Below are 19,967 nucleotides of genomic sequence, written 5' to 3' on the forward strand. Positions count from 1 at the left end.
GGTTGGCCAGTGGAGAGGTTTTAATGTTGCAAGTCTAGAAGGATGGCAAGGGGGAACGGTTTGATTGAAATCAAATAATCAATAAAAAATATGGCCCGCCGGGACATAGGCTGCCCGGCGGGTGGGAAGCAGCGCTTATTGCGGCCAGATTTCTGCCAAACGCAGCAAGTTGGTGGTGCCCGGCTGGCCGAACGGCGTACCGGCAGCAATCGCAATCTGGTCGCCCGGCTTCACAAAGCCTTCCGCCAGCGCGGTACGGCACGCTGCCGCCACCATTTCATCGACCGTGTACACATTGGTGCTGACGGTGCTGTGCACGCCCCAGGCCAGCGCCAGGCGGCGCGCGGTTTCCTGGTTTGGCGTGATCGACACGATCGGCACCAGCGGGCGTTCGCGCGACGTGCGCAGCGCGCTGTGGCCGGATGTCGTGTACGCCACGGTGGCGGTGACGCCCATGATCCGGGTCACGTCGCGCAACGCCGAGCTGATGGCGTCGCCCTTGTTGACGTTGAGCGGAGCAGTGGCGTCGCGCTGCGCATCGACCATGGCTGGATACAGCGGGTCGCGCTCCACTTCGGAGATGATGCGGTTCATCATCGCGACGGCTTGTACCGGATACAGGCCGCTGGCCGATTCCGCCGACAGCATGACGGCATCCGCGCCTTCGTAAATGGCGTTCGCCACGTCGGATGCTTCCGCGCGGGTCGGCACCGGTGCGGTGACCATGGATTCCAGCATCTGCGTTGCCACCACCACTGGCTTGCCATGCTTGCGGCACAGGCGCACGATGCGCTTTTGTACGCCAGGCACGCGCTCCGGCGGCAATTCCACACCGAGGTCGCCACGGGCCACCATCACGGCGTCGGACAATTCTATGATGTCTTCCAGGCGCTCCAGCGCTTGCGGTTTTTCCAGCTTGGACAACACGCCGGCGCGGCCTCGCACCAGATCCTTGGCTTCCTGCACGTCTTCCGGACGCTGCACGAATGACAGTGCGATCCAGTCCACGCCCAGTTCCAGCGCAAACGACAAGTCGCGGCGGTCTTTCTCGGTCAAGGCGGGAATCGGCAGCACGGCATCGGGCACGTTGACGCCTTTGCGGTCCGACAGCACGCCCGTGTTGACGACTTGCGTGCGGATGAAGTCATCGCCGCTGTCCAGCACTCTCAAACGCACGCGGCCATCGTCGATCAGCAGCGATTGGCCGGCGCGGACGGCTTCAAACAATTCCGGGTGCGGCAGGCATACGCGCTGTTCATTGCCGGGTTCCGTGTTGCGGTCCAGCGTGAATTCCGCACCTGCCTGCAGTGTGACCTTGCCGCCGGCGAACTGGCCGATGCGCAGTTTCGGGCCTTGCAGGTCGGCCAGGATGGCGATCGGGCGGCCCAGGTCTTTTTCAATGGCGCGCACGATCTCGTGGCGCGCTTTGTGGTCGGCGTGGCTGCCGTGGCTGAAGTTGAAACGGAACACATCCGCGCCTTCTTCGAACAACGCTTGAATGACAGCGCGGTCAAAGCTGGCGGGACCTAAAGTGGCGACTATTTTGGCTTTACGTTCACGGCGCATGATGATTTCTCAAAAAAAAGCGGGGCAGCGCCCCGCTTTTAGTGGCACAAATTAACCTTGTGCGATTTTGTGGTTGGACATCAGTTCGATGGCCTGGCACAGGGCCGAGTGATCCAGGCCCGACAGGCCGTTGGCTGCGCAGGCATTCATCAATTCCTGGGTCGCCGACGTATTAGGCAGCGACACGCCCAGCGCCTTGGCGCCTTGCAGGGCCAGGTTCAAGTCTTTCTGGTGCAGGGCGATACGGAAGCCAGGGTTGAAAGTACGCTTGACCATGCGCTCGCCGTGCACTTCCAGGATACGGGACGAAGCAAAGCCGCCCATCAGCGCTTCACGCACTTTCGCTGGATCCGCGCCGGCTTTCGATGCGAACAGCAGGGCTTCAGCAACGGCCTGGATGTTCAGCGCAACGATGATCTGGTTTGCGACCTTGGTGGTCTGGCCGTCGCCGTTGCCGCCCACCAGCGTGATGTTCTTGCCCATCAGGTCGAACAGTGGCTTGACGGTGTCGAAGGCTTCCTGCGGGCCGCCAACCATAATCGTCAGCGATGCGGCCTTGGCGCCCACTTCGCCGCCGGACACGGGAGCGTCCAGGTAAGCGCACGACTTCTTGTTGATTTTCTTGGCGAATTCCTTGGTCGCGATTGGGGAGATCGACGACATGTCGACCACGATCTTGCCCGGGGTCAGGCCGGCTGCGATGCCTTCTTCCGCGAACAGCACTTCTTCCACGTGCGGGGTGTCCGGCACCATCAGGAAGATGATGTCGGCGCGCTTGGCCACTTCGGCAGCCGACGTGCAGACGGTTGCGCCGCCCTCAACCAGCGATGCCGGCGGGTTTTTCACGTCGTGCAGGTACAGCTTGTGACCGCCGGCTTGCAGGTGGCCAGCCATTGGTGCGCCCATGATGCCCAGGCCGATGAATCCCAGTTTTGCCATGATATTTCTCCTCGAGTTGTTTGATGTAGGGCGGATTAGCGCAGCGTAATCCGCCTGGCGCCGCCAGCGCCGCATGCATGGCGGATTACGCCTTCGGCTAATCCGCCCTACGGTATTGATGACGCGTTTATTTCAGATTACGAAGCCAGCGCCTGACGCCAGCCCAGGCCGTCCACGGTGCCGTTCTTCGGCTTGTATTCGCAGCCAACCCAGCCGTCGTAACCGATGTCGTCCAGGTAGTTCAGCAGGAAGCGGTAGTTGATTTCGCCGGTGCCTGGTTCGAAGCGGCCCGGATTGTCAGCCAGCTGGATATGCTTGATGACGGACAGGTTGTTCTTGATGGTGTTCGCCAGCTCGCCTTCCATGCGCTGCATGTGGTAGATGTCGTACTGCAGGAACAGGTTGTCGGAACCGACTGCTTCGATCAGGTCCAGGCCCTGCTTGGTGCCCGACAGGAAGAAGCCGGGGATGTCAAACGTGTTGATTGGTTCGATCAGCAGAGGGATGCCGGCTGCTTTCAATTCCTTGGCCGCGAACTTCAGGTTGCGCACCAGCGTGTCTTGCGCTTTTTGCTTTTCCACGTTGGCCGGCGGGATGCCGACCAGGCAGTTGATGCGCTGGGTTTTCAGCACTTTTGCATAGCGGATGGCCTGTTCCACGCCTTCTTCGAATTCTTTGACGCGGTCCGGCAGGCACGCGATACCGCGTTCACCGCCTGCCCAGTGGCCGGCCGGCAGGTTGTGCAGCACCATCTCCAGCTGGAACTGGTGCAGTTTTTCAGCCAGTTGCTCCGGCTCGAAATCGTACGGGAACAGGAATTCGACCCCTTTGAAACCGGCGCGCGATGCGGCGCTGAAACGGTCCAGGAAATGCAGTTCATTGAACAGCATGGTCAGATTGGCGGCGAACTTTGGCATGTCGTATATCCTTTTTTTGTAAGTCTGGTGTTGCTTGCGGGAGGCGCACACCTCCCGCACGGCGCTACGGATTACTTCAGGTCGATCACTTCGTTAAATTCCGTGATGTTGTTGATCTCGGTGCCCATCGCGATGTTGGTCACGCGCTCCAGGATCACTTCCACCACCACCGGTACGCTGTACTGGGCCATCAGTTCACGCGCCTTCTCGAACGCTGGAATGATGTCGTCAGGGTTGTGCACGCGGATCGCCTTGCAGCCCAGACCTTCCACGACAGCGACGTGGTCAACGCCGTAGCCGTTCAGTTCAGGCGAGTTGACGTTTTCAAACGCCAGCTGCACGCAGTAGTCCATGTCGAAGCCGCGCTGGGATTGACGGATCAGGCCCAGGTACGAGTTGTTCACCAGCACGTGGATGTATGGCAGCTTGAATTGCGCGCCCACAGCCAGTTCTTCGATCAGGAACTGGAAGTCGTAGTCGCCGGAAATTGCGACGATGTCGGTCTTCGGATCGGCAGTCCGCACGCCCAGCGCTGCAGGGATGGTCCAGCCCAGCGGACCGGCCTGGCCGCAGTTGATCCAGTTGCGTGGCTCGTACACGTGCAGGAATTGCGCGGCAGCGATTTGCGACAGGCCGATCGCGGACACGTAGCGGGTGTTGCGGCCGAAGTACTTGTTCATCTCTTCGTACACGCGCAGCGGCTTCACCGGCACGGTGTCGTAGTCGGTCTTGCGCAGCATGGTGCGCTTGCGTTCCTGGCACTGGTGTACCCAGCCGGTGCGGTCTTTCAGCTTGCCGGCGGCTTTCCATTCTTTCGCCACTTCGACGAACAGTTCCAGTGCATAGCCTGCGTCGGAAACGATGCCCAGGTCTGGACCAAACACGCGGCCGATCTGGGTTGGCTCGATGTCTACGTGGACAAATTTACGGCCTTCGGTGAACACTTCGACCGAGCCGGTGTGGCGGTTGGCCCAGCGGTTACCGATACCGCACACGAAGTCGGAAGCCAGCACGGTGGCGTTGCCGTAGCGGTGCGACGTTTGCAGGCCGGCCATACCCGCCATCAGCGGGTGGTCGTCAGGAATGGTGCCCCAGCCCATCAGGGTTGGAATCACTGGCACGTTGACGATTTCAGCGAATTCCTGCAGCAGGGCCGATGCGTTGGCGTTGATGATGCCGCCGCCGGCGGTGATCAATGGACGGTCCGCGTCATTCAGCATTTCCAGCGCTTTTTCGATCTGGGCGCGCGAAGCACGTGGCTTGTACACTTCCATCGGGGTGTAGGTGTCTGGATCGAATTCGATCTCGGCTTGCATCACGTCGAATGGCAAGTCGATCAGCACCGGGCCTGGACGGCCGGAGCGCATCAGGTGGAATGCCTGCTGGAAGACGCGCGGCACTTGCGCTGGTTCCAGCACGGTGGTGGCCCACTTGGTGACTGGCTTGGCGATTTCAGCGATGTTGACTGCCTGGAAGTCTTCCTTGTGCAGGCGGGCGCGCGGCGCCTGGCCGGTAATGCACAGGATAGGAATCGAGTCGGCCTGGGCGGAGTACAGACCGGTGATCATGTCGGTGCCGGCAGGACCGGAGGTGCCGATGCAGACGCCGATGTTGCCTGGAGCGGCACGGGTGTAGCCTTCAGCCATGTGGGAAGCGCCTTCAACGTGGCGGCCCAGCACGTGCTTGATGCTACCGTTACGCTTGAGAGCGGCGTACAGCGGGTTGATTGCTGCGCCCGGTACGCCGAAAGCAACGTTGATGCCTTCTTTCTGCATCACGTGGACGGCTGCGTCAGCTGCCTTCATCTTTGCCATGTTTGTTCTCCTGATGTTTGTTGGTTTGTGAACCTGTTGCGGATGTTTTGTATGCTATAGGCAGTGACTTCGCTTGATAAGACGACAAACTATCGTTTTATTCGATACTCCAAGTATGGAATAATGTTGACATGGATAAATTCAAACAAATTGAAGCCTTCGTGGCGGTGGTGGAAAAAGGATCGTTGGCAGCTGCCGCGCTGGTACAAAACATTACGCCGGTGATGCTGGGACGCAGGATTGATGCATTGGAGAAACGTCTTGGCGTCAAGCTGATGCACCGCACCACGCGCCATTTGACGCTGACGGAGCAAGGCAATGTCTTCCTGGACGACTGCCGCAAATTGCTGTCGGATTTCGACATTGCCGAGCGCAATATCGCGGAAGGGCGGCACAAGGCCACGGGCCACCTGATCGTGTCGGCGCCGGCCTCGTTCGGGCGCCAGCATGTTGCACCGCACGCGCCGGCCTTCCTGAAAAAGAACCCGGATGTACAGTTGTCATTCAACCTGACGGACCAGGTGATCGACCTCGTGCGGCAGGGGTATGACCTCGGCATCCGTATCGGCGGCGTCATTGATCCCAGCTTTGTCGCTGTGCGGCTGGCCAAGAACCGGCGTGTGGTCTGCGGTACACCGGATTATTTTGATCGCATGGGCATCCCCCGTACGCTGGACGACTTGGCGCACCACAATTGCCTGGCCTTCAATTTGCAGGGCGGCCAGCAGCGCGGCTGGTACTTCCAGCAGGGCGGCAAACCCGTGACAGTGAAGGTGCAAGGCAACCTCGACTGCAATGATGGCGAACTGCTGCACCGCTGGGCGTGCGAGGGCTTGGGACTGGCTTGGCGCTCGACGTGGGAAATCCAGTCGCAGCTGGCGGAGGGCAGCCTGATCACCGTGCTGGACGACTTCGCGTTGCCAGATTACGACATCATGGCAGTTTATCTACAACAAAGACACCTGCCTGCCAAGATACGTTTCTTTATAGATGAGTTAAAGGCGGTTTACGCGCAACCGGGCTACTGGACCCGGACTAAATGACGCAAAATAAGCGTGTGTATATAAGGGTTCTATGTACACTTGAATAAAGGCCGGCTATCAAGGTACGGCCACTCATAAATAAATCGGGAGTGCTCCAATGGCCTTGCTGCGACGTCTGTCCATCAAGAACAAACTTATGCTTGCCATGGGTTTGTGCTTGTTACTCTTCATTTTTATTTCTTCGTCACTCAGCGTCTACATGACCAGCGAGAACGCGCGGGTCCGCGTGGTCGAGCAGGAATTGCCGGCGCAGATCGGCGAGATCCGCAACGACATCCTGCGCCAGATTAACCAGCCGCTGTCGGTGTCGCAGACGCTGGCCAACGACACCTTCCTGCATGACTGGGAAGATGCGGGACTGCCGGATGAAGGCGCCGACGCATGGAAAAAATATGCAAAGCAGCTGAAATCGAAAAACAACGCTGCCACCGTGTTCTGGGTCTCGCATGCGACGGGCAAATACTTCACGGATGCGGGCTATGACCGCACGCTGTCGAAAGACAAAGCCAGCGACCAGTGGTTTTATGGCTTCCTCAATGGCGGCTTGGCGTACACGCTGGACATCGACAAGGATGTCAGCGCGGACAAATACATGTTGTTCATTAATACCCGCGTGCAGACGGCCGGCGGCAAACTGGCAGTAGCGGGCCTGGGCCTGGCGGTGAATACGCTGGCCGATACCATCCGCAGCTACAAGCTGGGCAAATCCGGCTCCGTGGCGCTGGTGCGTCCCAATGGCGCCTTCCTCGTGCACCGCAATCCCGCGCTGGTCGACGGCAAGCACTTCTTGAAAGATATGCCGGGCTTCAGCGCCGACCTGTCGAAAGACTTATTAGGCGGCCAGAAGTTTGCGCATGGCCGCTACAAGGGCGACAACGGTGCGCAATTCGTTGCGTCGTCGTTTATCCCGGAATTGAATGCGTACGTGATCGCGGAAGTGCCGGAAGCGGAAGTGCTGGGCAATATCGGCCGCTCGGCCATGATTGCCGCGCTGGTGGGCGCCGTGATTGGCGGCGGTATCGGCATGGCCGCCATCTTCTTTGTCGCCAGCGCGATTGCCGCACCGGTGTCGCATGCGGCGGAAATGCTGACGGAAATTGCCAGCGGCGAAGGCGACTTGAGCCGCCGCATGCCGGTGGAATCCGAAGATGAAGTAGGCGCGCTGGCCCATGCGTTCAACAAGTTCGTATCGTCGTTGAACAGCACCATGCTGAAAGTGCGCGACAGCACCAATACCATCAGTACCGCGTCGGCGGAAATCGCATCGGGCAACTTTGATTTGTCGGCCCGCACGGAGCACCAGGCATCGAACCTGGAAGAGACGGCAGCGGCGATGGAAGAATTGACGTCCACCGTGAAGCAAAATGCCGCCAATGCGGAAGAAGCCAACAAGCTGGTGGCGGCCACCACCGATGCCGCCGTCAAAGGCGGCCAGGTGGTGGCGGGCGTGGTGGACATGATGGGCCAGATTACGGCCAGCTCGCAGAAAATGTCGGACATCATCGGCGTCATTGATGGCATCGCATTCCAGACCAATATCCTGGCATTGAATGCGGCCGTGGAAGCGGCCCGCGCGGGCGAGCAGGGCAGGGGCTTTGCCGTGGTGGCGTCCGAAGTGCGGTCGCTGGCGCAGCGTTCCGCCGCTGCCGCGAAAGAGATCAAGGAATTGATCGTGGATTCCGTCGGCAAGGTGGAAGCCGGGGGCAAGATGGTCGATACGGCGGGCGTGGCGATGAACGATATCGTGAAATCCGTACAGCACGTGGCGACCTTGATGGTGGAAATCACCACCGCATCGCATGAGCAAAGCGATGGGATCGGCCAGGTGAATCTGTCGATCACGCAGATGGATGACGCGACCCAGCAAAACGCGGCGCTGGTGGAAGAAGCGGCGGCTGCCGCGCAGTCGCTGCAGGAACAGGCGGCGCAGCTGGAACAGGTGATCGGAACGTTTAAGCTTGATACCAGCGGCAGCGGTTCGGGACGAACGGCGCTGGCGCTGCGCTAGGCGCAAGACCATTTAAGTCAATGGCCCGGAAGCTTTGGCACGTCCACATGCTTCCAGCGCCGTTCAATAGCGCCTGACGCTGCCGCCTTCAGCAAACGCTGGAATTTCGGGCACTCAACGTGACTGGGGGCGGGGCAGGCGGCAGCATGGCGCAAGCCTTCGCTCATCGCTTGCAGGCGCTTGACCAGCGCATCAATTTCATCGGCCTTTGCGGCCAGCATTTGCCGGTCGATGTCGGGCTGCCCGTTAGGCAGAAACATCGACCGGATGTCATCGAGCGACAATCCCGCTGACTGGCCCAGCGAAATCAGCGCCAGCTGGTCCAGCACGGTCTTGCCGAACGTGCGCCGTATCCCCTGTCGGCCGCTGGACGCAATCAATCCCTTCTTTTCGTAATAGCGCAATGTCGATGCCGGCACGCCGGTCAGTTTCGCGACTTCCGCGATATCCATGTTAACCCCTTGACTTGAAGTTGACTTCAACTTCTATAGTGGACTCATCGCGTTACAGAGTCAACACGGGAGCACTGTTATGGAAATCGTCAACGTTGTACTGATCGGGATAGGCGCTACCGCTGTCATGGATGCGTGGCTGATGCTGCTAAAGCGGCTGGGCGTCCCCACTTTGAACTTCGCATTCATTGGCCGCTGGGCCGGTCATCTGGTGCGCGGCACGTTTGCCCACGCGGCGATTGCGAAGTCCGCGCCAGTGAAGGGCGAGCTGGCGCTGGGGTGGCTGATGCATTACGCCATCGGTATTGCTTTCTCAGTCTTGCTGGTGCTGGTGCAGGGCTTGCAGTGGACGGCGCATCCCACTTTGCTGCCAGCAGTGGCAGTGGGCCTGGCCACGGTGGCCGCGCCGCTGCTGGTGATGCAGCCCGCCATGGGCGCCGGTATAGCTTCGTCCAAAACCCCCACGCCGCTGAAGAATTGCCTGCGCAGCGTGGCCAATCACACGGTGTTCGGCCTCGGTCTGTATATGGCTGCTTCACTGACCGCCTTGTTTTAACTTTTCAGGAGTCTGCCAAATGAAAAAAATCGCCATTGTTTATCACAGCGCCCACGGGCATACGAAATACATCGCCATGCATATTGCCGAAGGCGTGCTGCGCGCGGCAGGTGTGGAAGCGGACATGCTGAAAGCGGAAGACGCCGCGCAGTCTCCCGCTGCACTTCTTGATTACGACGGCATAATTTTTGGATCGCCCACGTATCTGGGCGGCGTCAGCGGCGTGTTCAAAGGCTTCATGGATGCCACTGGCAAGATGTGGCGCATGCAGCAATTGAAGGGCAAGCTGGCCGCCGGCTTTACCGTGTCGTCGCTGCCGGCAGGGGACAAGCAATCCACGCTGACGTCGATGTTCGTGTTCGCCATGCAGCACGGGATGCTGTGGGTGGGTAACCCGATCTTGCCGGAACAGCATAGCGGCGTGCCGTATGACGAAGCTGCCAATCGGCTTGGTTCGTGGTCTGGCCTGATGGCGCAGGCGGAGCATGGCGCGCCTGCCGATGCGTTTGCGCCGGGCGACATCAAAACGGCTCATCTGTTCGGCGAACATTTTGCGCAGACGCTGCTGCGGCTGGGGAAGCACGAATGATCCCGAAAAAATACGCGCCGCTGCTGTTCAGCTTTATCTTGTCCGGACAAATGTCGCTGCTGATCACCGGCATCTCCACGTTCCGCGCCATGGGCTGGGGACCGGGCTTTTTCGGCCTGTGGCTGGGGGCGTGGCTGATGGCGTGGCTGTTTGCGTTCCCGGCGGTGCTGCTGGTGTCGCCACCTGCGAGGGTGCTCGTCAAGTTGATGACTGGCGGATCTTGAGTCGATAAATCAGACCTGTGTTGCCCGCAACAGGCTGGCTAATTTAGCAGTCCGCGCCGGCTAGCGTCGCTTGCTGCGGGCGGCCTGCCGCTTGCCCGCCTTGCGCTTGCTGGTTTTCCAACTGGGCCGGGGTGCCTTGGCTTTTTCAGAGAATAGCTGCTCTAACTGGAAATACGGAATTTCAATACCCCGTGACGGACGGGTATCGGTGTAGTGCTGCTGATACGGGCCGGCCGGTGGCGCGGGCTGACTTTCCTCTTCGCCTGGTCCATCGGCCTGATTCGGCTCGAACATCCTCGCAGTGACGGCTTGCCGCGCGGCGCGGCAAGCATCGGCGCGCACCCAGTCTTTATAGCCGGGGAAGCGCAGCCAGACTGCCTTCCACGCATTGCGGTTGCCGCTGCCCTGCAAATTCGCAAAGGCTGACGGCGACAGGCTGAATTCACCGTATTTGATGGCTGAGCCTTCCACGACAGCAAAGTAGGACTGGCCGCCGAAGCCGGCGCGCAATACTGTTCCGTCGGGCAGGAAAACTTGTTTCCATTGGTAGCCGTTGGCCGAACCATCGGGTGGGGCTTCCACCTTTGCCGCGTTTTCCGGCTGCGGCTGCATTGCAGCAGCCATCGCATCGCAAATGGCGCCTTCGATTTCCAGGCTGCTCCAGAACAGGCCGGTGTGCTTGCTGAATGCCTCCATCAAATCCACCGGCATGTAGACGGTACGGTTCATGTAGGACGTGGACATGGGATACCTCCTTCTAAAATCCGGTTTTACTAACCAGTACTAACCACCAGGAAGCCGTACGGCTTCACTATATTGGCTGCTAAAACTTAGACCGGCGCAGTAAGGATTAGTTCCCTGGCGCGATAGATTTATTTAGGAAGGGAGAGTGGTGGGTATTAGTGGTTCGTACGTTTTAGTAAATGCCGAAAATGTGGGGAATACCTCCGCCAGCAGGTTTATCGAATCCATTCGTGCATCCGGCCTGCGCTGCGCAAAAAGCAATCATTGAGCAGATTCAAGTCTTGCGCTCATTTCCTATTGCCTGCTGGAAAACCTCTTCTGCCTGAGAGTATGATGGCCGCTCGAGACGCCATGGTAAGTCGTCTCATCTTTATCGAGAGCCCATGTGATGAAAAAATTCCAATGCGCTTTTTCGTTATTCCTTTCTACCGCGATCCTGGCGCCAGCCGTCGCGCAAGTTGGCGATTTGGCCGCCGCCACCGAAGCCATCAAGAGGCGAGATTACAGCACCGCCATCAAATTACTGCAGCCGCTGGCCGACAATGGCCAACCAGCCGCCATGGCGCTGCTGGGCAAGTTGCACCTGTATGGACAGGGCACGATCAAGGATGAGTCGATCGCCGTCAGGCTGTTCAAAAAGGCGACTGAGGCTGGCTCTGCGGAAGGAACATACCTGCTTGCGCAACAAATTTATTTGGGAAACGGGTTGGAAAAGGACGAAGCCCGGGCGGTGAGCCTGTACCTGAGAGCCGCTCAACTTGGCAACGCCGATGCCAAGTTTTGGTACGGCCTGAGCTTGTACCGCGGCCTTGGTGGACTGCAGAAGGACCCGCCTGCGTCGCTGGCCTGGTTCCGCCAGGCTGCTGAACAAGGGCAAGCCCTGGCCCAAAGCTGGCTCGGCGGATTCTATGACCATGGCGATTTGGTCGAAAAGAATCCCTACGAAGCAATCAACTGGTATCGCAAGGCTGCCTTGCAGTTCGAGCCTCAGGCACAACGCAATCTCGGCGTCGCGTATGCGCGAGGGATAGGCGTGAGCCGGGACGACGCCGAAGCGTTCAAATGGCTGCATAGTGCGGCCTACTTGCGAGACTCCCTTGCCCAGGATTGGGTTGGCGCTTTTTATGAAAACGGACGATACGTCTTGCCTGACCTGGCGCTGGCGTATATGTGGTACGCCCTATCTGTGGCGCACGACGGCAGGAATAAATTGGCCAAGGCCGCAATAGAGCGGGTGACGGCCAAGCTTACTCCGGCTCAATTGGCGGAGGCTCAAAGCAAGCTCAAGCAATGGCCCGTCAACGCGGAGCTACTGAAGGCGGTAAACGACACTGGCGCCATAAAATTGCTGGACAGTTCGGCGCCGGAGCAGCCAACTGGTACAGCAGGGACCACAGCCAGCGCCGCGCGCGAGCCCATAGCCGCCGTCAACAAGAGTGGCACCGGTTTCGTCATCGGCACCTTGCCAAGTTTTGTCGTGACTAACTTCCACGTGGTCAAGGGGTGCAGAGCGATTAAGGTGATGCCATCTGGCTTGCCGGCCGTGGTGCAGGCCAAAGATGAACGCAATGATTTGGCCCTGCTTAGCGTTGCCAATTTGCGTGCTCCCTCGTTGAAACTGCGCTCTGGGCGCACTATCCGGCCAGGTGACGAGTTAGTCACGCTTGGTTATCCGTTATCGGGGCTGCTGGCGGCAGGAGCTAGCGTCAGTACTGGTACCCTGACCAATTTGGGCGGGTTGGGTAACGACACCAGCCTTTTCCAAATCTCGGTGCCGACTCAGCCAGGCAATAGCGGAGGACCCGTGCTCGATCATTATGGACAAGTGGTCGGTGTCGTGGTGTCGCAAATTAATGCGGTGTCAATCAGCCAAGTGACCGGCGTTATTCCGCAAAACATTAATTTCGCGATCAACGCAAGTACCTTGTCATCCTTCCTTGACGCATCGAATGTGGATTTTGGCACGACGCAATTGCAACAAGATGCCAAGGCCAAGCGCATGGAGGCTGCAGACGTCGGCGTGCTTGGCCGGCGCTCGACTGTCAAGATCGAATGCAACGTTAATTGAGTGGTGTGTGCTGCTCTCGCTAACCATTCCTACAAAGTAAAAAAAACGCAGCGCACACCAAGCAGTGGGGGAATCCACTTGGCCTGCGCTGCGCAAACAGCAAAAGTACTGACTCACTACACAGAACTACAAGTACAACAGAGGGTCTTGCTTGGTACTACGGGTACTACAGGTACTACGTGCACTGCTAAAAAATGATGCTGTCGACACGCGCCGGCGACAGCGGCACGCGCACCGCGCCTGGCCGCCAGCCATACAGCGCGCCGGTGGCGCCGCCACAGATGCGGCCCTGGCAAGGTCCCATGCCGCAGCGGGTCTGCAACTTCGCGCTGCGCCACGTGGTGTGGCAGCGCAAGTCGCCGTGCGTCACGTCTTCGCAGCGGCAAACAATCGTGTTGTCATCGGCCAGTTTCAAAATCGCAGGCTTCAGCGCAAAGGCGCGGGCCAGGCGGGTGGCAAAAGCGCGCCAGTGCGTGCGTTCCGCAAAATGGGTTTGCGCCTCATCGAATTTCCCGGCTGCCGCCAATCCTGCGATGCGTCCTTCCACCAGCGCCTTGTCTACGCCGCCCACGCCGGTGCCTTCGCCGGCCACATACACATTGGCCACATTGGTCTGCTGCCACGCATCGGCTTCTATGGAACCAGATACTGCGCTTGTGGCGCAGCCCAGTGCCAAGGCCAGTTCCGGGTTGGGAACCAGTCCGTAGCCGCATGCGAGGTAATCGCAGGGGATTTCGACTTCACGGCTGCCGGTGCGCACAATCGCGGCACGGACGGCGGAGCCGTTGCTGTTACCGATCGCGGAAGCCACATGGCTGCCGCGCAAATACGGGATGCCGCGCAAGCGCGCCTTTAATTGCAGGGCTTGTGCAATTTTCGCCGGCGTCGCCAGCAAGCCCAGGGCAAAGCGCGCCAGGCTGGCGTTGCCGGCCTGTTCGACGATAGCCTGCACTTGCGCGCCTTTGTCCACCAGCGTGGCGGCGACGGCCAGCAGCAGCGGGCCGGAGCCTGCCACCACGATACGCTTGTCCGCCAAGGGAAAGCCTCCTTTGGCCAATGCCTGCAAGCCGCCGGCCCCGGTCACGCCCGGCAACGTCCAGCCGGGGAAGGGCAGCAGTAATTCACGCGCACCGGTTGCTAAAATCAAGCGCTCATAGCGCAGCTTCATGGCGGCGGCAGGCGTCTGCACTTGCAGCGCGCCGGCTTCCGGCGCATACAGCACGCGCGCCTGCTGGATCAATGTCACATTCGGCGCCGCATGCAATTCGCGCCACAGCAGGCGGGCGCGCTCGTCTTGCTGGTGCTGCGCGCCGCCGCGCCAGATCTGGCCGCCCGATGCCGGGTTGTCGTCCACGATGCCAACCGACAGCAGCGGGTCCGCATGCGCGGCAGCGTGCGCCGCCGCCAGGCCAGCGGGACCTGCGCCGATGACGAGGATGTCGTAAGCGGTTTTCACTTGCGCTGCTCCCACGCTGCCGTGCGCACATCCATGCCCGGCTCGCATACAGTCTGGCACGACAGCTGGTGTGCACGGCCATCAATGGTGACGCGGCATTCCTGGCAAATCCCCATGCCGCATACCGGACCACGCGGCATGCCGGACACGGACGTGCGTGTCGTCACCGCCGCATGGGTATGGGCATGGGCGATGGCGGCAATCACTGTGTAGCCGACCGGCACTGTCACGGCGCGGCCATCGATGAATACAATCACTGCATTGAGATTGGTCTGGGGCGTGATCGCTTCGACCAGTGCTTCTGCGACACCGTTCATTGCACACCTCCGTGCTCATTTTGATGGCTTGCCAGCGCGGCAAAGCGCGCCGGCAGGTAAGGTTCCGCCGCGATGGCGGGACGGTCATTCAACAGTTGCGAGGCCAGCAAATGCGCGGTGGCCAGCGAGGTCGTGATGCCAAGGCCCTCGTGGCCGGTCGCCAGCCACAGGCCGGGACGCCCCGGATGCGGACCGACCAGCGGCAAGCCATCCGGGCTGGCGGCACGCATGCCGGTCCAGCAGCGCAGCAAGTTCAATCCGGCCAGCGCCGGCGTAAAACCGGCAGCATGGCGCAGCATGCGCTTCATCATGGCCGGTTCCACGGACAAGTCTTCCGTGCCAAACTGGCGCGAAGACCCGATCAGGATTTGTCCCGTCGGACGGGGCTGCAAATTAAACGCCACCGATTCGCCGCTGGACGCATGGGCGCTTTTGATATAACCCAGTTCCACCAGCTGGTGGCGGATAAAGCCCGGATAGCGGTCGGTAATGGCAACGTGGCCTTTCTTCGGCACCACCGGCAATTCCGGCAGCAGGGCCGCGCTGCGCGAGCCGCATGCCAGCACGACAGTCGCGGCGCGCAACTCGCGGCCATCGGCCAGCAGGACGCCGCCATCAAGCAGCGCCGATACTTTGCCCATCACCAGCTGCGTGCCGTTGGCCATCGCACGTTCCAGCATGATGCGCGCACTCTTGGGTGGATATACCAGGCCGTCGCCAGACACCAGCAAGCCGCCGGCCAGGCCGGGCCGCAAAGCCGGTTCCCGTTCATACAGGCCGGCCGCGCCCAGCAGGCTGCATTCGATGCCATGGCTGGAAAGGACGTCGCCTTTGGCGCGCGCCGCATCCATTTCCTCGTCATCGGCTGCCACCCAAATGGTGCCGCAGCGGCTGTATTCATGCTTGCCGGGCGCCGTGCCGACAAATTCGCGCCACAGCGACAGCGAATACGACGACAGCGCCAGTTCCGCCGCATTGTCGTCCATCACGACCAGGTGCCCCATGCCGGCAGCCGTGGCGCCGGATCCGATGGCATCCTGTTCGATGATGGTCACCTGTACGCCGCGCGCCGCCAGCGCTTCCGCGCATGCCGCACCAATAATGCCGGCGCCGATGATGAGAACGTCGGTCGTCATCTTCATCGCCTCAGCGGATGCCCCACACCAGCGGGTCGGTCGGATTGAGGATCAGCTTTGCTTCCGCATTGACCCACGCCTGGCCCGTGATAGATGGGATCAGCTGGTCGCCAACGCGGCGGAACGACCCCTCAAAAATACTGCCGACGATGCTTTCCTGGCGCCAGATCTGGCCTTCAATCAGCTTGCCATCGGCCGCCAGGCACGCCAGCTTGGCGCTGGTGCCGGTGCCGCACGGCGAGCGGTCGTATGCGTGGCCGGGGCACAGCACGAAATTGCGGCTGTCCGCTTCCGGCGTATCGGCAAACAATTCGATATGGTCGATTTCCGCGCCATCGTCGCCCGTGATGCCGGCGTTGCTCAAAGCCTGGCGCAGTGCGGACGTGTAAGCGGTCAGCGGGCCGGCGTTCGATACCAGCAAGGTCTGGCCATGATTGGCTGCCAGGAAGAACCAGTTGCCGCCCCACGCGACGTCGCCCGTCACCGGGCCATAGCCCGGCACGTTTACCGCCACGTTGTGCCGGGTGCGGCGTGCCGGTACATTTTCCACCGTGACTTTGCCATCCACGTGCAATTCCGCTTCCACCACGCCCACCGGCGTATCGATGCGGTGCTTGCCGGGGCCGATTTTGCCCATGTAGGCCAGCGATGCCACCAGGCCGATGGTGCCGTGGCCGCACATGCCGAGGTAGCCGACATTGTTGAAGAAGATGACGCCTGCCGCGCAACCCGGCGCATGCGGTTCGCACAGCAGTGCGCCCACCAGCACGTCCGAGCCGCGTGGTTCGCACACGACTGCGGAGCGGAAGTGGTCGTGGTCGCGGCGCAGCCGCTCCAGCCGTTCAGACAGTGGGCCCTGGCCCAGGTCCGGGCCGCCTTCGGTGACGAGACGGGTAGGCTCGCCGCCGGTATGGGAATCAATGATCGAGATAGTTTTCATGATGGATGAGATTCTAGGCTTGTAAGATGCTTCCGTCTTGCGGCCGATGCGCACTGGAAATGACGAAATCAGCACAATTGAATTTTATCGTCACAGTATGTGCGAGAATCAGTATATGGATACTTTTGATAAATTGCGGATTTCCGATGTGTTCTTTTCTGAACACTTGTTCGACGCGCTGCCCGACGTGGTTTTTTTCGTCAAGGACGCGCACGGACGTTATGTGGTGGTGAACCACACATTGGTGAAGCGCTGCGGCGTGAAAACCAAGGAAGCGCTGCTGGGCAAGACGTCGGCGGAAGTGTTTGCCCATCCATACGGGCATAATTACCTGGCGCAGGATTTGGCGGTACTGGCGGGGAAGGGGGATTTGGATGACCAGCTGGAATTGCACTTGTACCCGAACCGCGACCCGGGCTGGTGCCTGACGCGCAAGATGCCGCTGCGCGACGCCGGCGGCCAGATCATCGGTCTGGCCGGCATTTCACGCGACCTGGCGATGGAAGACTCGAAGAATACTGCATACCACAAGGTGGCCGATGCAGTGCGCAAGATCCAGGAACATTTCGATGAACCGCTGCTGTTGCCGGATCTGGCCGCCATTGCCAATATGTCGGTGGCCCAGCTGGAGCGGTATTTCTTGCGGATTTACCAGCTGACGCCGCGCCAGGTCATCATCAAGACCCGGCTGGAAGCGGCGTCGCGCATGCTGGCGGGGGACAGCAGTGTGGCGGAGATTGCAGTGGCGTGCGGGTACAGCGATCACAGCGCGTTCACGCGGCAGTTCCGCGCGACGGTTGGGGTGACGCCCACGCAATACCGCCAGATGCTGAAAGACTGACGGCCCGAAATCGTCATTCCCGCGACCGGCGGCGCCCCCGCGGGGATGATGAGCAATCAAATTTCTTCGCGGTTGCGGCGCATCCACACCGCGCCCGCAATCATCGCAATCCCCGCCGCCGCGCCGATCCACGCGACGGGCGACGACAGCGACATCCAAGAATCGGCCAGCAGTTCCGTCGCCCCCAGACGGCCTTCATCACCATGCAGCGATGCAGGCCGCACGTACATGAACCACGACCCCGGCGCTACGCCCGTCAGCAGCCGCGCCAGGATATTGTGGAAGAACCACCCGATATTCCAGTCCAGCGCGAAAATCTTGTTGGTCCACGCCACCAGCACGCCGGCGCCCAGCGGTACGCCCACAGCCCACAGGAACACCTTGGAGCGCGCCCAGCTCGACACCAGCAACAGCCAGCCCACCGTCGGCAGCGCCCACAGCATGTACACCGGCAGCACGCCCGCCATGCGCAGCGGCGCCAGGTAAAACTCGCTCGTCGTGAACAAGGTGCCAAATAGCTGTATGCCCTGGAAGGTGGCCGCCGTGCAAACCAGCAGGATCACAGCCAGCGACAGCGCCGTTGCCGCCAGCATGGTAATCACGGGCGTCACCAGCAGCGCCACGGCGGCTTTCGACAGCACCGTCATGCTGTCCGATACCGGCAGCGATTTCCAGAACAGCAGGCTGCGGTCGCGGCGGTCGTCATACAGCGCACCGAGGCAATAGAAGAACACGAGGATGCCCAGTTCCAGGTACAGCGGGGCGCCGATTGCCACATACAGTTCCGATGCGGCGCGGGCAAATTCCTGCTTGGCGCCAGGCCGCAGCATGTGTTCAACCAGATGGTCCTTCATATGCACGGCCTGGCCGTCCAGCGTCACGGTGAGGTTGTGGCCCATCAGCAGGCCCCCGAGCACCAAAGCCGTGATGATCAGCGCCACCACGGCCGGCGCCCACATCACCATGCCTTTGTGTTCCCACACTTCGCGCCGCAGCAGCCACTGCATGGTTGTCAGGTTCGATTTCATTGGTAAGTCCCCTTCATCGTTGCGACAAACAAGTCCGCCACGCTGGGCGTACGGATTTCGCCGAATTTTTCCAGCTGGGTGCGCGACGCCCCGTCAAACAGCATCACGGCCTTGCCGAATACGCTGCGCTGCGTCAGCGGCGCCAGCGCATTGGCCGCATTGATGAACTGCGGCTCGACCATGACTTCCGTATAGCGGTCGCCGATTTCCTCCATCGACGCCGCCAGCGTGATCTTGCCTTCGCGGATGAACAGCAAATCCGTCAACAGGTTTTCCACTTCTTCGATCTGGTGCGTCGTGATGATGATGGTGCGGTTTTCATCGAAATAATCTTCCAGCAAGTGCTGGTAAAACTGCTTGCGGTACAGGATGTCCAGCCCCAGCGTGGGTTCATCGAGCACCAGCAGCCTGGCGTCGATGGCCATCACCAGCGCCAGGTGCAGCTGCACGATCATGCCCTTGGACATGGCTTTGACCTTCATCTGCGGTTCGAGCTTGGTGTTGGCCAGGTAGCGTTCCGCTTTGGCGCGGTTGAAGCGCGGATGCACGCCGGCCACGAAGTCCACGGCATCCTTGACCTTCAGCCAGCGCGGCAAGATCGCCACGTCGGCAATGAAGCACACGTCGCGCATCAATTCATCGCGGTGGGTGCGCGGGTCCAGCCCCAGCACGGACAGTTCGCCTTCGAACGGCGTCAAACCCAGCATGGCTTTCAAGGTCGTGGTCTTGCCCGAGCCATTCGGGCCGATCAAGCCGACAATGCGGCCCGGCTGCACGTCGAAGGTGGCGTGGTCGAGCGCCACGTGCTTGCCATAGCGCTTGGTCAAATTGCGGGCGGTGATCAGGGCGCTCATGCTGGCGCTCCCGGCTGCGCGGCGGGGCCATTCGTGCGCAGCAATTGTTCCAGGTCCAGTCCGAGGCGGCGAATACGTTCCAGCATGGCAGGCCATTCTTCGCTGAGGAAGCGGTCACGTTCGCTGGCCAGCAGTTTTTCCGGTGCTCCTTCCGTTACGTACATACCTAATCCCCTACGTTTTTCCACCAGCGCATCGTCGACCAATTCCTGGTACGCCTTCGATACCGTGATGGGATTCAATTGAAAATCAGCCGCGATCTGGCGCACCGAGGGCAGGGCGTCGCCCGGCTTCAACAAGCCGTCCAGCATCATGCCGACGACCCGCTCCTTGAGCTGGCGATAAATCGGCGTGTTGTCATTCCACATACATGGGTCCTCCACTGGTGATGTGATGAAGTGGTGTTGTAGTGAACTATAACACCAGTTCTGAAAAAGACAAATCTTTTGCTACACTGGCCGACTTTTTGCAATTT

General features: G+C 60.4%; 20 protein-coding genes. 7 read left to right on the top strand and 13 right to left on the bottom strand.

Translation table 11 applies throughout. From position 1 onward, the window contains the following. Positions 1-135 precede the first annotated feature (135 nt). The 4 genes from pyk to gcl all read right to left on the bottom strand — a co-directional run bounded on the left by pyk (position 136) and on the right by gcl (position 5,236). Entirely contained in the window at positions 136-1,566 is a 1,431-nt protein-coding gene (pyk, locus tag GM668_RS21045) for a pyruvate kinase (RefSeq protein ID WP_155440919.1), read from the bottom strand. A 51-nt stretch (positions 1,567-1,617) separates the two neighbouring features. Beyond that, entirely contained in the window at positions 1,618-2,580 is a 963-nt protein-coding gene (gene glxR / locus GM668_RS21050) for a 2-hydroxy-3-oxopropionate reductase (protein ID WP_155440920.1), read from the bottom strand. A 62-nt stretch (positions 2,581-2,642) separates the two neighbouring features. Then, a complete protein-coding gene (gene hyi / locus GM668_RS21055) occupies positions 2,643-3,422 on the bottom strand; it encodes a hydroxypyruvate isomerase (RefSeq protein ID WP_155440921.1) in 780 nt (259 codons plus the stop codon). Between the two features lie 71 nt (positions 3,423-3,493). Continuing rightward, a complete protein-coding gene (gcl, locus tag GM668_RS21060; RefSeq protein WP_155440922.1) occupies positions 3,494-5,236 on the bottom strand; it encodes a glyoxylate carboligase in 1,743 nt (580 codons plus the stop codon). A gap of 131 nt (positions 5,237-5,367) precedes the next feature. Between gcl and GM668_RS21065 the strand changes: the two genes are divergently transcribed. Both GM668_RS21065 and GM668_RS21070 read left to right on the top strand, forming a co-directional pair. Continuing rightward, a complete protein-coding gene (locus tag GM668_RS21065; protein ID WP_155440923.1) occupies positions 5,368-6,279 on the top strand; it encodes a LysR family transcriptional regulator in 912 nt (303 codons plus the stop codon). 97 nt (positions 6,280-6,376) lie between these two features. Next, positions 6,377-8,287, top strand: a complete 1,911-nt coding sequence (locus tag GM668_RS21070; protein ID WP_155440924.1) for a methyl-accepting chemotaxis protein — start codon at positions 6,377-6,379, stop codon at positions 8,285-8,287. Between the two features lie 17 nt (positions 8,288-8,304). On the opposite strand, the gene GM668_RS21075 is transcribed toward GM668_RS21070, so the two are convergent. After that, positions 8,305-8,739 (bottom strand): helix-turn-helix domain-containing protein, encoded by a 435-nt coding sequence (locus GM668_RS21075; protein WP_155440925.1) that lies wholly within the window; start codon positions 8,737-8,739, stop codon positions 8,305-8,307. 79 nt (positions 8,740-8,818) lie between these two features. Here GM668_RS21075 and GM668_RS21080 point away from each other — a divergent pair, with 79 nt between their 5' ends. From GM668_RS21080 to GM668_RS21090, 3 genes are read left to right on the top strand one after another with little or no spacing between them, the layout of a single operon-like run. Then, complete coding sequence (locus GM668_RS21080) at positions 8,819-9,295, top strand: DUF2938 domain-containing protein (protein ID WP_155440926.1); 477 nt, start codon at positions 8,819-8,821, stop codon at positions 9,293-9,295. 19 nt (positions 9,296-9,314) lie between these two features. After that, a complete protein-coding gene (locus GM668_RS21085; protein ID WP_155440927.1) occupies positions 9,315-9,884 on the top strand; it encodes a flavodoxin family protein in 570 nt (189 codons plus the stop codon). Continuing rightward, on the top strand, positions 9,881-10,108 hold the full coding sequence (locus GM668_RS21090; protein WP_155440928.1) for a DUF2798 domain-containing protein: 228 nt from the start codon (positions 9,881-9,883) through the stop codon (positions 10,106-10,108). Before GM668_RS21085 ends, GM668_RS21090 begins: the two co-directional genes overlap by 4 nt. Positions 10,109-10,168: 60 nt before the next feature. Here GM668_RS21090 and GM668_RS21095 read toward each other — a convergent pair whose 3' ends face one another. Beyond that, on the bottom strand, positions 10,169-10,852 hold the full coding sequence (locus tag GM668_RS21095) for a hypothetical protein (protein WP_155440929.1): 684 nt from the start codon (positions 10,850-10,852) through the stop codon (positions 10,169-10,171). 388 nt (positions 10,853-11,240) lie between these two features. Between GM668_RS21095 and GM668_RS21100 the strand changes: the two genes are divergently transcribed. Then, positions 11,241-12,920 (top strand): tetratricopeptide repeat-containing serine protease family protein, encoded by a 1,680-nt coding sequence (locus tag GM668_RS21100; RefSeq protein WP_155440930.1) that lies wholly within the window; start codon positions 11,241-11,243, stop codon positions 12,918-12,920. 187 nt (positions 12,921-13,107) lie between these two features. On the opposite strand, the gene GM668_RS21105 is transcribed toward GM668_RS21100, so the two are convergent. Genes GM668_RS21105 through GM668_RS21120 form a run of 4 tightly spaced genes read right to left on the bottom strand, consistent with a single transcriptional unit; the run spans position 13,108 to position 16,769 of the window. Next, positions 13,108-14,376, bottom strand: a complete 1,269-nt coding sequence (locus GM668_RS21105; protein ID WP_371868745.1) for an FAD-dependent oxidoreductase — start codon at positions 14,374-14,376, stop codon at positions 13,108-13,110. Beyond that, the gene (locus GM668_RS21110) at positions 14,373-14,633 is read right to left on the bottom strand and encodes a 2Fe-2S iron-sulfur cluster-binding protein (protein ID WP_170305745.1); all 261 of its coding nucleotides are present in this window, start codon (positions 14,631-14,633) and stop codon (positions 14,373-14,375) included. The genes GM668_RS21105 and GM668_RS21110 overlap by 4 nt, the downstream gene beginning before the upstream one ends. Positions 14,634-14,689: 56 nt before the next feature. Further along, positions 14,690-15,835, bottom strand: a complete 1,146-nt coding sequence (locus GM668_RS21115) for an NAD(P)/FAD-dependent oxidoreductase (RefSeq protein WP_308506836.1) — start codon at positions 15,833-15,835, stop codon at positions 14,690-14,692. Positions 15,836-15,839: 4 nt separating this feature from the next. Next, the gene (locus GM668_RS21120; protein WP_155440934.1) at positions 15,840-16,769 is read right to left on the bottom strand and encodes a 4-hydroxyproline epimerase; all 930 of its coding nucleotides are present in this window, start codon (positions 16,767-16,769) and stop codon (positions 15,840-15,842) included. 115 nt (positions 16,770-16,884) lie between these two features. Between GM668_RS21120 and GM668_RS21125 the strand changes: the two genes are divergently transcribed. Further along, positions 16,885-17,610 (top strand): AraC family transcriptional regulator, encoded by a 726-nt coding sequence (locus GM668_RS21125; RefSeq protein WP_229499630.1) that lies wholly within the window; start codon positions 16,885-16,887, stop codon positions 17,608-17,610. Positions 17,611-17,666: 56 nt separating this feature from the next. Here GM668_RS21125 and GM668_RS21130 read toward each other — a convergent pair whose 3' ends face one another. From GM668_RS21130 to GM668_RS21140, 3 genes are read right to left on the bottom strand one after another with little or no spacing between them, the layout of a single operon-like run. Continuing rightward, positions 17,667-18,638: a hypothetical protein gene (locus GM668_RS21130; protein WP_229499632.1), complete on the bottom strand. Its 972-nt coding sequence runs from the start codon at positions 18,636-18,638 to the stop codon at positions 17,667-17,669. Further along, the gene (locus GM668_RS21135; RefSeq protein WP_155440936.1) at positions 18,635-19,492 is read right to left on the bottom strand and encodes an ABC transporter ATP-binding protein; all 858 of its coding nucleotides are present in this window, start codon (positions 19,490-19,492) and stop codon (positions 18,635-18,637) included. Before GM668_RS21135 ends, GM668_RS21130 begins: the two co-directional genes overlap by 4 nt. Next, positions 19,489-19,860, bottom strand: a complete 372-nt coding sequence (locus GM668_RS21140) for a GntR family transcriptional regulator (RefSeq protein ID WP_155440937.1) — start codon at positions 19,858-19,860, stop codon at positions 19,489-19,491. Before GM668_RS21140 ends, GM668_RS21135 begins: the two co-directional genes overlap by 4 nt. Positions 19,861-19,967: the final 107 nt, after the last annotated feature.

This window comes from Pseudoduganella ginsengisoli (genome assembly GCF_009720865.1).
GTDB lineage: Bacteria > Pseudomonadota > Gammaproteobacteria > Burkholderiales > Burkholderiaceae_D > Rugamonas > Rugamonas ginsengisoli.